This window comes from Streptomyces sp. SCA2-17, from assembly GCF_044336695.1.
Genome location: NZ_CP117521.1, coordinates 1,166,391 through 1,179,556 on the forward strand (window position 1 = coordinate 1,166,391; position 13,166 = coordinate 1,179,556).

Annotated in this window: 13 protein-coding genes; 7 read left to right on the plus strand and 6 right to left on the minus strand. The window is 72.0% G+C overall.

Features of this window, described 5'->3' with window-relative positions; translation table 11 throughout:
- Positions 1–68: 68 nt before the first annotated feature.
- The 5 genes from PS271_RS05190 to PS271_RS05210 are packed head-to-tail and all read left to right on the plus strand — an operon-like array spanning position 69 to position 7,699.
- Positions 69–3,191 carry an NACHT domain-containing protein gene (locus PS271_RS05190; protein ID WP_398380474.1) on the plus strand — a complete coding sequence of 1,041 codons (3,123 nt, stop codon included), beginning with the start codon at positions 69–71 and terminating at the stop codon, positions 3,189–3,191.
- 47 nt (positions 3,192–3,238) lie between these two features.
- Entirely contained in the window at positions 3,239–4,258 is a 1,020-nt protein-coding gene (locus PS271_RS05195) for a DEDDh family exonuclease (RefSeq protein ID WP_398380476.1), read from the plus strand.
- Between the two features lie 60 nt (positions 4,259–4,318).
- On the plus strand, positions 4,319–5,122 hold the full coding sequence (locus PS271_RS05200) for an SURF1 family cytochrome oxidase biogenesis protein (RefSeq protein ID WP_398380478.1): 804 nt from the start codon (positions 4,319–4,321) through the stop codon (positions 5,120–5,122).
- A gap of 29 nt (positions 5,123–5,151) precedes the next feature.
- Positions 5,152–6,939, plus strand: coding sequence for a glycoside hydrolase family 15 protein (locus PS271_RS05205; RefSeq protein ID WP_398380479.1), 1,788 nt, complete (start codon positions 5,152–5,154; stop codon positions 6,937–6,939).
- Positions 6,940–6,943: 4 nt separating this feature from the next.
- A complete protein-coding gene (locus tag PS271_RS05210) occupies positions 6,944–7,699 on the plus strand; it encodes an SDR family oxidoreductase (RefSeq protein ID WP_398380480.1) in 756 nt (251 codons plus the stop codon).
- Between the two features lie 235 nt (positions 7,700–7,934).
- Here PS271_RS05210 and amaP read toward each other — a convergent pair whose 3' ends face one another.
- The 5 genes from amaP to PS271_RS05235 all read right to left on the minus strand — a co-directional run bounded on the left by amaP (position 7,935) and on the right by PS271_RS05235 (position 10,243).
- Positions 7,935–8,531: an alkaline shock response membrane anchor protein AmaP gene (gene amaP / locus PS271_RS05215; RefSeq protein ID WP_398380482.1), complete on the minus strand. Its 597-nt coding sequence runs from the start codon at positions 8,529–8,531 to the stop codon at positions 7,935–7,937.
- A gap of 13 nt (positions 8,532–8,544) precedes the next feature.
- On the minus strand, positions 8,545–9,144 hold the full coding sequence (locus PS271_RS05220) for a DUF6286 domain-containing protein (protein ID WP_398386684.1): 600 nt from the start codon (positions 9,142–9,144) through the stop codon (positions 8,545–8,547).
- A gap of 29 nt (positions 9,145–9,173) precedes the next feature.
- Positions 9,174–9,545 (minus strand): Asp23/Gls24 family envelope stress response protein, encoded by a 372-nt coding sequence (locus tag PS271_RS05225; protein ID WP_398380484.1) that lies wholly within the window; start codon positions 9,543–9,545, stop codon positions 9,174–9,176.
- Positions 9,542–9,733: a hypothetical protein gene (locus PS271_RS05230; protein ID WP_106679380.1), complete on the minus strand. Its 192-nt coding sequence runs from the start codon at positions 9,731–9,733 to the stop codon at positions 9,542–9,544. Before PS271_RS05230 ends, PS271_RS05225 begins: the two co-directional genes overlap by 4 nt.
- An 81-nt stretch (positions 9,734–9,814) precedes the next feature.
- Positions 9,815–10,243 carry an Asp23/Gls24 family envelope stress response protein gene (locus tag PS271_RS05235; RefSeq protein WP_398380486.1) on the minus strand — a complete coding sequence of 143 codons (429 nt, stop codon included), beginning with the start codon at positions 10,241–10,243 and terminating at the stop codon, positions 9,815–9,817.
- Between the two features lie 276 nt (positions 10,244–10,519).
- Here PS271_RS05235 and PS271_RS05240 point away from each other — a divergent pair, with 276 nt between their 5' ends.
- Together PS271_RS05240 and PS271_RS05245 are read left to right on the plus strand one after the other, a co-directional pair.
- Positions 10,520–11,317, plus strand: a complete 798-nt coding sequence (locus tag PS271_RS05240; protein WP_398380488.1) for a hypothetical protein — start codon at positions 10,520–10,522, stop codon at positions 11,315–11,317.
- Positions 11,318–11,389: 72 nt separating this feature from the next.
- Positions 11,390–12,154 carry a hypothetical protein gene (locus tag PS271_RS05245; RefSeq protein ID WP_398380490.1) on the plus strand — a complete coding sequence of 255 codons (765 nt, stop codon included), beginning with the start codon at positions 11,390–11,392 and terminating at the stop codon, positions 12,152–12,154.
- A gap of 95 nt (positions 12,155–12,249) precedes the next feature.
- Here PS271_RS05245 and PS271_RS05250 read toward each other — a convergent pair whose 3' ends face one another.
- Complete coding sequence (locus tag PS271_RS05250) at positions 12,250–13,059, minus strand: enoyl-CoA hydratase/isomerase family protein (RefSeq protein ID WP_398380492.1); 810 nt, start codon at positions 13,057–13,059, stop codon at positions 12,250–12,252.
- Positions 13,060–13,166: the final 107 nt, after the last annotated feature.

Here is a 13,166-nt window from a genome sequence, read left to right on the forward strand (position 1 = left end):
GTGCCGCTAGGGGTAGTTACTCATCGGTATCGAATTGTGTTACCGAAGGTTCGCGGAGGGGGCGCGGGGTGGTCGCAGGGGAAGCGGTGCTGGCGCGGGTGGCGGGGGCGGTGGCGGGAGCGCTCGCGAAGTCGCTGCTGGCCAGGGGGCGCGGGGCGGGGCTTACGGGCAAAGCGGGCGCCCTGGTGGGGCCGGGCCTGCGCCCGCCGTCGCTCGGGGAGGAGGAGACGGCGCGCCTGACGCGGCGCCTCGCGGCGCTCCGGAAGGGCGGCCCGTGGGAGCGGCTGCCGGAGGGCGAGTGGCGGGCGGCGGCCGATGCGGTGTGCGAGGTGTTCGCGGCGGCGGGCACGCTCGACCAGCGCGTGCTCTTCGCGGCCGACCTCGACCCCGGGCGTTTACGTACGGAGTTGCTCGCGCGGTGCCCGGGGACAGTGGAGCGGGCGGGGCTCGGCGAGGCGGGGGAAGCGGCGTTCCGGGAGCTGCTGGAGACGGCGTGCCTCCACGTCGTGGAGTACGCGACGTCGCAGCCGGCGTTCGCGGCGCGGGCGGACGTGGAGCTGGTGCGGCGCTCAGGTGAGTCGCAGCGCAGGCTGGCGGAGCTGCTCGGCCGTATGGACGGTGTGCCGGGCGGCGCGGAGTTCGACAGGCGCTACCGGGACTACATCGCGGAGACGTACGGGCGGGTGGAGCTGTTCGGGCTGACGCTGGGGTGCGGGGAGCAGAAGTGGGCGCTGAGCACGGCGTACATCTCGCTCAAGGTGACGGGTGGGGAAGAGACTCGCTGGGCCGCCGACGCCTCACCACACCTCGCGCAGGCGTCGCTCTCCGCGGAGCAGGCGCTGGCGAGCTGCGAGCGGATGCTGCTGCGGGGTCCGGCGGGCTCGGGCAAGAGCACGCTCGTGCAGTGGCTGGCGACGAACGCGGCGCGGCGGACGTTCGCCCCGGAGTACTTCGAGTGGAACTGCTGCGTGCCGTTCGTGCTGCGGCTGCGGACGCTCACGCAGCGGGGCGGCGCGCTGCCGGGGCCGGGGGAGTTCCTGAGCGCGACGGGAAACCCCTTGGCGGGCCTGGCGCCGGCGGGCTGGGCGGAGGGCCTGCTGTCGAGCGGCCTGGCGCTGGTGCTGATCGACGGCGTGGACGAGGTCCCGGCCGACCAGCGGCGGCGTACGCGGGAGTGGCTCCAGTCGCTGCTGACCGCGTTTCCGAAGGCGCGCTACGTCGTGACGACGAGACCGTCGGCGGTCCCGGAGGACTGGCTGGACGGCCAGGGCTTCACCGCGTACGCGCTCCAGCCGATGGACCGCGAGGACATCCGCAGGTTCATCGCCCACTGGCACCGGGCGGCAGGCGCGGAGGAGGCCTTCGAGGAGTCCTTGCAGCAGGCGGTCGCCACGCGGCGGGAGCTCGGGCGGCTCGCCACGAACCCGCTGATGTGCGCCCTGCTGTGCGCCCTGAACCGCGACCGGCGGATGCACCTGCCACGGGCGCGGAAGGAGCTGTACGACGCGGCGCTCGACATGCTGCTCGTGCGGCGGGACACCGAGCGCGACATCGGCGCGGCCCTGGAAGGCGTCGACCTGACGCGCGACGAGCAGACGCTGCTGCTCCAGCGGCTCGCGTACTGGCTGATCCGCAACGGCCAGACGGAGGCGGCGTGCGGGGACGCGGTCGAGATGATCGAGGAGTGGCTGGCGGCGATGCCGCAGGTGCGGGCGCAGGGGGATGCGGAGCGGGTCTTCCGGCACCTGCTGATCCGCAGCGGGCTGCTGCGGGAGCCGATTCCGGGTTCGGTGCATTTCGTCCATCGGACGTTCCAGGACTATCTGGGCGCGCGGGCGGCCGTGGAGGCCCGGGACTTCGGCCTGCTGGTGAGCAAGGCGCACGACGACCAGTGGGAGGACGTGGTCCGGATGGCCGTCGGCCACGCACGTCCGGAGGAGCGGGCGAGAGTACTGCGGCAACTGATGCGGCGCGCGGACCGGGTGAAACGGCATCGGCACCGGTTGACGCTGCTGATGGCGGCTTGCCTGGAGCAGGCGGCGGAGCTGGACCCGGACGTACGGGGGGAAATCGAGCGGCGGACGAGGGCGCTGCTGCCGCCGCGGAGCGACGAGGACGCGGAGGCCTTGGCCAAGGCGGGCGATCTTGTATTGGAGCTGCTCCAGGGCCCGGAGGAGCTGGACGAGGAGAGCGCGCGGGCGACGGTACGGACGGCGGGGTTGATCGGTGGGGATGGGGGGTTGGCGGTGATCTCGCGGTTCCGGGGGGATGAGAGGTCACGGGTTCAGGTGGCGCTGGCGGGGTGCTGGAACGCTTTCGGCACCCAGGAGTTCGTCGACGCCGTGCTTGCCAAGGCGAATGTGAGGCGCATCTTCGTACGGCTGGAGTCGGCAGAGCAGATTCAAGCCCTCCCGCAGATTCCGCACGCCCGGCATGTGACCGTCGTGGGAAATCACCGGCTCACCAGGGAAATCACCCGAAACGCGCACCTGACGACGCTGTACCTCGTCAACAACTACGAGCTGACAGACCTCACGCCGCTCGTCCACTGCCCGCGGTTGAAGAGCCTTGGACTCATCGAATGCCCTGCGGTCAAGGGCCTCGCTCCACTCGCTGCAACCGAGGTGGAGGCTCTCACCCTCGGCGAAGGGATGGGAGTCCTGTCCCTGGCGCCGCTCGCCGGGCACACCGCTTTGAGGTTCCTCCACCTCCATAGCCGCTTGGCCCGGACGGCGGGAGAGATCCCCGTCGGCCCCCAGCTCACCGGCCTCTCTCTTCTCGGCGACGCTCGTGGGACGGCTCTTGACGGCCTCGACCGGTGGCCTGAACTCTCCTGGCTGACCATCGCTGGAGAGGCACAGGTAGCCGAGCTCGCTCGGCAGACGAATCCTCCGAGCCTGACGACCCTGCAAGTGTTGGACCAATCGGCACTCGATCCAGAGACGCTCGTTTGTCACCGCCAACTTCAGGAGCTGCGGCTGGCGGCCTGCGTACTAAGCAGCAGCCTCGCCCCCCTGGCCGAGATGCCAGACCTCACAGCACTCAGCCTGAGCGCCTGCAAGTCGGCCGACGGGGGACCGATCGACCTGACGTCTCTGGCCCCTCTGGAACACCTCACCATCACCATCCGGACGGCTACCCCCATCCGCGGCGCGGACCTCTTCCCACCCGAGCGCCTCGTCTTCGAGTGACCGCCCGGAACGATCGGTGTCAGTCCCGGCCCGTATTCTTTCTGACCATGCTCGAAGACCAGACCGCAGCCGCCGCTCCGACTCCGTGGCCGGCCGCGTACCCCGAGGGGTACGCGGTCGTCGACGTGGAGACCACCGGGCTCGCCCGGGACGACCGGATAGTGTCCGCGGCGGTCTACCAGCTGGACGCCCGCGGCCGGGTCGAAGACCACTGGTACACGCTGGTCAACCCCGAGCGCGACCCCGGCCCCGTGTGGATCCACGGTCTGACGACCGCCGTGCTCTCCTCCGCGCCGCTCTTCCCCGAGATCGCGGACGAGTTCGCGAAGCGCCTCGAAGGCCGCGTCCTCGTCGCGCACAACGCCGCCTTCGACTGGTCGATGATCGCCCGCGAGTACGCCCGCGCCCGGGCGACCGCGCCCGTCCGCCAGCGGCTGTGCACCATCGCGCTCTCCAAGGAGCTCCAGCTTCCGCTGCCCAACCACAAGCTGGAGTCGCTCGCCGCCCACTACGGCGTCGTGCAGCAGCGCGCCCACCACGCGCTCGACGACGCCCGCGTGCTGGCCGAAGCCTTCCGGCCGAGCCTGCACCTCGCGGCGGAGGCCGGCCTGCGGCTGCCGCTGCTCGCGTGCCAGCCGCTGACCGAATGGTCCGACGGACCGGCAACACCCCGCCAAAGCGGTCATATCGGACAGCAGCGTTCCCACGGCTCCGGATACGGATACGGGAGCAGCTCGCCCTCCTCCTGGCGGCCGAGCCGTAAGCGCCCGGCCTGCCCGTACCCCAACCCCGGGCGGTACAAAGAGGGCGAACAGCTCATTCAGGGCATGCGGGTGGCGTTCTCGGGCGACACCTCCATCGACCGCGAGCTGCTGGAGGACCGCGCCGTCGAGGCGGGGCTGCACGTCGCGACCAGCGTGTCCCGCCTCACCAGCGTGCTGGTCACCAACGACCCCGGCTCCCCCACGACCAAGACCACCAAGGCCCGTTCCTTCGGCACGCCGGTGATCGACGAGGCGGCCTTCGTCCAGCTGCTGTCGCACGTGACGCCCGCTCCCAAGGGCTGAGGCCGCCGGCAGCGCCACCCACTGCACCCGGGGCGAACCGGGCCAGGTACCGTCAAATGCGTGTACCGCTTCCTGTTGTCCCGGCAGTGGGTGATCCTCACCCTCGTGGGGCTCGTCCTCATCCCGGTGATGATCAAACTGGGCTTCTGGCAGTTCCACCGCCACGAGCACCGGGTCGCGCGCAACGACTTCGTCGCCCGCAGCCTCGCCGCCGACCCCGTGCCGGTGACCGAGCTGTCCGCGCCCGGCAAGGACGTCTCCGACGACGTCTGGCGCCGGGTCAGCGCGAGCGGCACCTTCGACACCAAGGACGAGGTCGTCGTCCGGCTGCGGACCGACGCCGACGGCAAGTCCGGCTACATGGTCCTCACCCCCCTCCTCCTGGCCGACGGGCGGGCCGTCCTCGTCAACCGCGGCTGGATCCCCTCCACCGGCGACCTGACGAAGTTCCCCGAGGTCCCCGCCCCGCCCTCCGGCAAGATCACCGTCACCGGCCGGCTGCGCGCCGACGAGACCGACTCCAGCGGCATCAAGGACACCCGCGGCCTGCCGCCCCGTCAGGTCATGCGCATCAACAGCGAGCGCCAGGCGCAGTCCCTGCACCGCCCCGTCCTCGGCGGCTACATCGAGCTCACCGACCCCGACCCCGGCGCCAAGGGTCCCGAGCCGGTGGCGGCCCCCGACCACGACAGCATCGGCCCCCACATGGCCTACGCCGTCCAGTGGTGGCTCTTCGCCGCCTTCGTGCCCGTCGGCTGGATCATCCTCGTCCGCCGCGAGCGCCGCGACCGCGCCGCCGGAACCGCCCCTGCCGCGCCCGCCGCGCAACCGGACGTAGCCCGTACAGCCGCAACCCCCGAGTAGCCCTCCCGCCGCGCGGGAAGACGGTCCGCGTGGTAGCACGCATCGAGGACTACGCGCTCATCGGCGATCTCCAGACCGCCGCCCTGGTCGGCCGTGACGGCTCGGTCGACTGGCTCTGCCTGCCCCGCTTCGACTCGGCCGCCTGCTTCACCGCCCTCCTCGGCGACGAGGACAACGGCCACTGGCGCCTGGCCCCCGCGGGCACCGACCCCGGCACCCCCTGCACCCGCCGCTCCTACCTCCCGGACTCCCTCATCCTCGAAACCGTCTGGGAGACGGCCGACGGCACCGTCAAGGTCACCGACTTCATGCCCCAGCGCGACCGCGCCCCCGACGTCGTCCGCATCGTCGAGGGCGTCTCCGGGACCGTCGGCATGCTCAGCGTCCTCCGCCTGCGCTTCGACTACGGCAGCGTCGTCCCGTGGATACGGCGCACCGACGGCCACCGCGTCGCCGTCGCCGGCCCCGACTCCGCCTGGCTGCGCAGCGAGCCCCCCGTCAAGACCTACGGCCGCGACTTCAGCACCCGCTCCGAGTTCACCGTCTCCGCCGGCGACAAGGTCGCCTTCGTCCTCACCTGGCACCCCTCCCACCAGCCCCGCCCCGCCCTCGTCGACCCCCACGAAGCCTTGCAGCAAAGCCTCGCGGACTGGCGCGAGTGGGCGGCCCGCTGCACCTACGACGGCCCCCACCGCGAAGCCGTCATCCGCTCCCTCATCACCCTCAAAGCCCTCACCTACGCCCCCACCGGCGGCATCGCCGCCGCCTGCACCACCTCCCTCCCCGAAGAGCTCGGCGGCGTCCGCAACTGGGACTACCGCTACTGCTGGCTCCGCGACTCCACCCTCACCCTCGGCGCCCTCCTCTCCGCCGGCTACAGCGACGAGGCCGCCGCCTGGCGCGCCTGGCTCCTGCGCGCCGCCGCCGGCGACCCCGCCGACCTCCAGGTCATGTACGGCCTCGCCGGCGAGCGCCGGCTGACCGAGGCCGAGCTGCCCTGGCTCGCCGGCTACGAGCGCTCCGCCCCCGTCCGCACCGGCAACGGCGCCGTCAACCAGCTCCAGCTCGACGTCTACGGCGAGGTCATGGACTCCCTCCACCTCTGCCGCCACTGGGGCCTGCCCGCCAAGCCCCACGAGTGGAAGCTCCAGCGCTCCCTCATGGAGTACATCAAGGACCACTGGCGCGAGCCCGACGAAGGCATCTGGGAGGTCCGCAGCCCCCGCCGTCACTTCGTCCACTCCAAGGTCATGGCCTGGGTCGCCGCCGACCGCGCCGTCCGCGCCCTGGAGGCCGACCCCGGCCTGCCCGGCGACCTCGACGGCTGGCGCGCCATGCGCGACGAGGTCCACCGCGAGGTCTGCGAAAAGGGCTACGACGCCGAGCGCGGCACCTTCACCCAGTCCTACGGCTCCCGCGAGCTCGACGCCGCCACGCTCCTCATCCCCCGCGTCGGCTTCCTCCCGCCCGACGACCCCCGCGTCACCGGCACCGTCGACGCCGTCCGCCACGAGCTGTCCCACGGCGGGCTCCTGCGCCGCTACACCAGCGACCACAAGCCCATGGACGGCATCCCCGGCAACGAAGGCGCCTTCCTGGCCTGCTCCTTCTGGCTGGCCGAGGCCCTGCACCGGACCGGCCGCACCGAGGAGGCCCGCCACCTCTTCGAGCGGCTCCTCTCCCTCCGCAACGACGTCGGCCTCCTGGCCGAGGAGTACGACCCGGACGCCCTGCGCCACCTGGGCAACTACCCCCAGGCGTTCAGCCACATCGGCCTGGTCAACGCCGCGCTGGCCCTCTTCTCTCCGCAAGACTGACCCCATGGATCTAGGACTGAAAGACCGCACGTACGTCCTCACCGGGGCGACCAGAGGCCTGGGCAACGCCACCGCCCAGGAACTGATCACTGACGGCGCGAAGGTAGTGATCACCGGCCGCACGGAGGAATCCGCACGCTCCGCCGCGACGGCCCTGGGCCCCAACGCCCTCGGCGTGGCGGCCGACAACGCCGACCCCGCCACCCCGGACCGCCTGATCGCCGCGGCCCGCGACCACTTCGGCGGCTTCGACGGCATCCTCATCAGCGTGGGCGGCCCGCCCGCGGGAACCGCGGCCGCGGTCACCGACGACCAGTGGCAAAGAGCCATCGACACGATCTTCCTGGGCGCCATCCGCACGGCCCGCACCGCCGCGGGCGAACTCTCCGAGGGCGGCGTGATCGGCTTCGTCCTCTCGGCCTCGGTCCACGAACCGATCCCGGGCCTGACCATCTCCAACGCCCTGCGGCCGGGCCTGGCGGGCTTCGCGAAGTCCTTGTCCACGGAACTGGGCCCGAGAGGCATCCGCGTCATAGGCCTCCTCCCCCACCGCATCGACACGGACAGGGTCAGGGAGCTGGACGCCCGATCAGACGACCCGCAAAAAACAAAAGCACACCACGCAGCACAAATCCCCCTGCGCCGCTACGGAACCCCTCAGGAATTCGGCAAGGCAGCAGCCTTCCTCCTCTCCCCCGCAGCTTCCTACCTCACCGGCGTCATGCTGCCGGTGGACGGCGGGGCGCGCCACGGCATCTGAGACCGGCGGTCAGCGGACGACGAGACGGGAGGGGCCGGGGCCGCAGGGGCAGGGGTCCGGGACGCTGACGTGTATTTGCGGGCCCGATGCGCATGAGGGCGCAAAAGAAACGCGGGGAACGGGCCCGTAAATATACGGTCCCGGACCCCTGCCCCGGAGGCACCGGCCCCGCACCACCACGAACCCCGCACCCCGCACCCCGCACGCACCGGCCCCGCACTCACCGGCCCCGCACTCACCCCACCCGCTCAGCCCGATGCCGAACCGCCCGCACCCGCACCGACACCGCCAACCGCCCCACCCCCGCCGACACCCGCGCATGCTCCAGCGCCTCGCCGTCCAGCCGCGACAGCGCCACCGCCGGCGACGCGTGCGGCGCCAGCGTCAGCCCCACCCGCGCCTCCGGCGCCCCCCGCCGCCCTTCCAGGGCGACGAACGCCCGCTCAACCCCGTCCAGCGCCTCCGCCTCCGCACACACCACCTCCTCCAGCGCTCTCCCCCGCAGCACCGCCTCCTCGCCGTCCCCGCAGTCCACGACGAGCTCCCGCAGCCGGCGCCGCCGCACCTGCGCCAGCAGCCACCACAGCGCCAGCAGCACCACAACCCCCAGCCCGGCGATGACCGCGGGCCACCGCCACCCCGCACCCCGCCACTTCGTCCGCGCGCCCCGGCTCAAGAGCACGTCCCGCGGCCCGTCGAAGGGCCAGGCGGACGGCAGGGTGAAGCCCCAGCGCCGCTGAAGATCGAGCGCTCCGACAAGAACAGCCGCCCCTACGCTCACGAGCACGACCCCGGCCGCACCCACCAGCACCCGGTTAACACCCCTCAGCACCGCACACCGCCCCTCACCGCTTCGCCGGCGCCGGCCGCCCGACCCGTACCGACACCCCCGGTTCGTGCGCAAGCCCCAGCTTCCGCACGCCTTCCCCGATCACGTCTTCCACGTCGGCCCGTACGTCGTCGAGGTCCCGGAAGTGGGACTGCGCGCGTACGGTCACGCGCCGGCGCCCCACGTTGACCCGTACGGACTGCACTCCGGCCACCTCCATGGCGCGGTCCCGCAGGACGAGCGCCGCGGCGCGCCGGTCGATCCCGGCGCGGAGGTCGGCGCGGTCGGGCCGCATGGGCAGCACGGACCGCAGCCCCGGGGTGACAGCAAGAACAACGAGCCACACCCCCGCCACCACGGCAACAACAGCACCGCCCACAACCCACCCATCGCCAAGGGGCCGGGTGGCGAGCTCATGGGCGAGCCGCCGCCGCCACTCCATGGCGGGCCGGTGAGCGCGAACAGCAGCAACGTCGTACAGCAGCATCCCGGCCGCACCCAGAACGACGGCAGCTACCAAAAACGCAGGCACCCGCCGTACGGCCCAAAACCGCCGGGCCCCCGGAATCCGGCCCTCGCCCTGACCCCCGACCCCGCCTTCGACACCACCGTCGATCCCGCCCTCGATCCCGCCCTCGACCCCGCTCACCGCACCCGCTCCCGCCCCGTCGCCCCCGTGTGCACGGAATGCAGCCGTTCCACGGTGACGGCCACTTCCGGCACGTCCATCCCGGCCAGGGCCTTCACCCGTTCGGCGATCCGCCGCCGTACCGCCCCGCACTGCGCACCGATGTCCGAGGGGTAGCCGAGCTCGACGGCGACGCGCACCCGGACGATGTCGTCGTGCACGGTGACGTCGGCGTAGGGCGGCCCGGCCTCGTCGCCGGCCGAAAGGGAGACACCCGCGCCCCGCACCCCGGCCCCGCGAAGCGCCTCCCGCGCCGCCTGCGAAGCGATCTTCGCCACCACGCGGTCGGCGATCCGGGTCGCCCCGCGCTCACCGGCCGGAAGCGTCACCGCCGCCGCCCGTCCCGGTCCCGTGTCCGGAAGAACTCCCCCGGATCCAGGTCCCCGTCGAGGAAGCGGCCCACCACGAACCCGAGCGCGCCCAGGGCGGCTACGAGCAGAAACGCCCCGAACCCGCCGAAGTACCCGGCGAACCCGAGCGCCATGCCGGCGATCATGCCGACGACGGCCATGCTCATCGCGAGCTCCTCCACTCAGACCGGCTACGCGAACCCCGGCCGCTCGATCCCGGCTGTGCAAACCCCGCTACGCAGATTGGGCTACTGGAGCCTCGGCTCCGGCTCGTCCTCTTCCTCGTCCGGCAGCTTCACATCCGTGACGGCGATGTTGACCTCGACGACCTCCAGGCCGGTCATCCGCTCCACCGCCGCGATGACGTTCTCCCGGACGGACCGGGCGACGTCGGCGATCGCCACCCCGTAATCCACGACGATCTCCAGGTCGAGCGCGGTCTGGACCTCGCCGACCTCGGCCTTCACACCGCGCGAGACGGACCGGCTGCCGCCCGGGACGCGGTCCCGGACGGCCCCGAACGTCCGGGAGAACCCACTGCCCATCGCGTGGACGCCGACGACATCACGGGCGGCGAGCCCGGCGATCTTCTCGACGACCCCGTCGGCGATCGTGGTGCGGCCGCGGTCGGCCGGGGCGGTAGGAACGCTTTCCTTGCTGCTTACGTGTTCGCTCATCGTCCATTCGCCTCTCTCGGCTACGGGCCATGGGCTACGGGCTCCCTTTGCCACCTTAGGTGCGCTTTCCCCGGACCGCGCGGGGGATCCGGGGGAAACGACGGGAGCAGGCCTCCACGGGGGTGAGCCTCGGCCCGGAACGCGCCCGGGCGTGCGCGCGGCATCGCGGGAGGCCGCGAGGGCACACGACCCCGGCTGTCATGCCCACAGCGATAGAATCCCGCCCATTCGATCAAGAACGCGGGGCGGCAACAGCAGGTCCCCAGGAGGGGACCCATGGCGGACACCCAGCAGGCCGGACAGACCGGGCAAGCGGAAGACAACGGCGGCTGCCTGGTGGTCTTCCTGACCAGCGCCCACAGAGTGGCTCGCTACGCCGTCACCAGCCCCACGCAGCGCATAGAAGACGACAACATCACCGGCATCCAGGTGCTGCGGGCAGTCCTCGGCACGGTGGCGACCCTCTTCATGCTCTGGACGTACGGCGTGGACGGCGGCTGGAGCGCCGCGTTCAAGGACGGGATCAGCAAGCTCTTCCTCGCGCCGGTGGTCCTGCTGGCGATCGGCCCGCTCGTACTGGTGGGCTTCATCTGGTACGCGCCGAAGGAGAAACGCCCCCTGTTCCGCTCCCGCCTGGGCTATCCGCTGAAGGCCGTCGTCCTTTACCTCCTGGGCGCCGCGGCAACCGGCGGCTGTTTCCTGGCGCTACTGAATGTGCAGGACATCTACCACTCGATCGCCGGCTACAGCTACAAGGGCCTGCTGCTCGGCATCGTGCTGAGGATCGCCCTGTTCGCCATGCTCCTGTGGCTGGCCGCCTTCATGTTCTTCGCCTCCGGCACCGTTGCACGGCACGCCTTCAACACGGGGCACGTACACCCCATGCTGCCCGCGATCTTCACGGCCATCTGCGTCTGGGGGCTCAACCTCATATCCATGGGCGACGGTCTCCCCAACGGCCCCCTGCCCGTCAAGATCGCCGCCTTCCTCGGCGGTCCCCTCTCCGTCACCGCGGTCTCCGCCTGGGAGCTGTACTACCTGCGCACCCGCTACGGCGTGCGCGTCCGGGGATAAGCCCCGGATAAGCTTCCGCGAAATCTTGACGCGCAGTAACGCACGTACCGCACCACAGGGGGAGCACGCCACATGTCGCTGAGACAGCTGCTGAAGATCAACGGGGTGAGCCTCGCCCGCCACGCCCGCCGCCACGCCCACGGCATCTTCGCCGCCGCCGGCCCCGGCCGGGTCATCGACCCCGTCATAGGCCGCGTCCAGAAGGCGCGGGCCGCCGCCGGCGCGCTCACGACGTTCCTGCTGATATCCGTCTACGGCGTCGACGGCGGCTGGAGCGCCGTCTTCGAGGACGGCTTCACGAAGCTCTTCCTCGCACCGCTCGTCCTGATCCTCGTCGGCCCGCTCGTGATCGCCGGTTTCATCTGGTACGCGCCGCCGCAGCACCGCCCCGTGCTGCGCGCCCGGCTGCGTTACCCGCTCCGGGCCATCGGCTGGTACCTGGGCATACCGCTCGGCGCGGCCGCCGCGGTGCTGCTCCTGCTCGTGCTGAACAAGGCGCTGGAGGGCATCTTCGCGCTCCAGGCCGTGATCGCCCTGACCGTCCTGCTCGCCGGCATCCCGCTGCTGATCTGGGCGGCGCTCTTCCTCTTCTTCGCCTCGGGCGCCGCCGCCCGCTACGCCTTCAACACGGCCGACGTGCACGCCGCCCTGCCGGCCGTGCTCACGGCCGTCCTCGTGTGGGTGCTGAACGTCGCCCAGCTCGGCGACGGGCTGCCGAACGGCCCGGTGGCCGTGCAGGTCGCCGCGTTCCTCGGCGGGCCGCTCTCCGTGACGGCGGTGTCGTACTGGGAGCTGCACGTGCTGCGCACCCGCTACGGGGTCCGCGTCCGGGGCTGACCGAACGCGGACCCGAACACGAACCCGCACGGGAACCCGAGAGCCGGCACGCAGAAGCTGCCGGCGTAACGAAGTAACCGGCACTACGACCGGTACTACTCCCCCACCCCCGCGAGATCCCGCAGCCGCCGCCCCTGCGCGGCCCGCTCCGCCGTCCGCTGCTCGTCGTACGTCCGCCCGGCCGCGCCCCGCAGCAGCGCCTTGGTCTCGACCACGGCGTCGCGCGGGGCGGCGAGGATCGCCGCGGCGAGGTCGTGGACCGCGCCGTCGAGCTCGTCGCCCGGCACCACCAGGTTGGCGAGCCCGGTGCGCTCGGCCTCCGCGGCCCGGACGAAGCGCCCGGTGGCGCAGATCTCCAGCGCGCGGGCGTAGCCGACGAGGGAGACCAGCGGCTGGGTGCCGCCGAGGTCGGGCACCAGGCCCAGGCTGGGCTCGCGCATGGCGAACTGGGCGTCCTCCGCGCAGACGCGCAGGTCGCAGGCGAGGGCGAGCTGGAAGCCGGCGCCTATCGCATGGCCCTGGACCGCGGCGATGGAGACGATGTCGTTGCGCCGCCACCAGGTGAACGCGGACTGGTACGCGGAGATCTCGGCGTCGAGCGCCTCGTCGCTTCCGCGGGCCAGGTCGAGGAACGAGGGCTCGCCCTCGAAGCCCTCGGGGGTGAAGGCCTGCCGGTCGAGCCCGGCGGAGAAGGACTTGCCCTCGCCGCGCAGCACGACGATCCGGACGCTGCCCGGGAGCAGCCGGCCGGCTTCGGTCAGGGCCCGCCAGAGCGCGGGCGACTGAGCGTTGCGCTTGGCGGGGTTGGTGAGGGTGACGGTGGCCACCGCGTCGTCCACGGTGAGCCGTACGCCGTCACGGTCGAGCAGGGTGTCGAGCAGAGTCTTGTCGCTGGGGGCAGTCATCGAAGGGCCTCCGATCGGGCTACTGCACAGTAGGTGACTGCACAGTAACCACCCGGCCGACTGCTCGACCGACCGGGTGGCACTGCCCACACTGTCGGTGCCCTGGG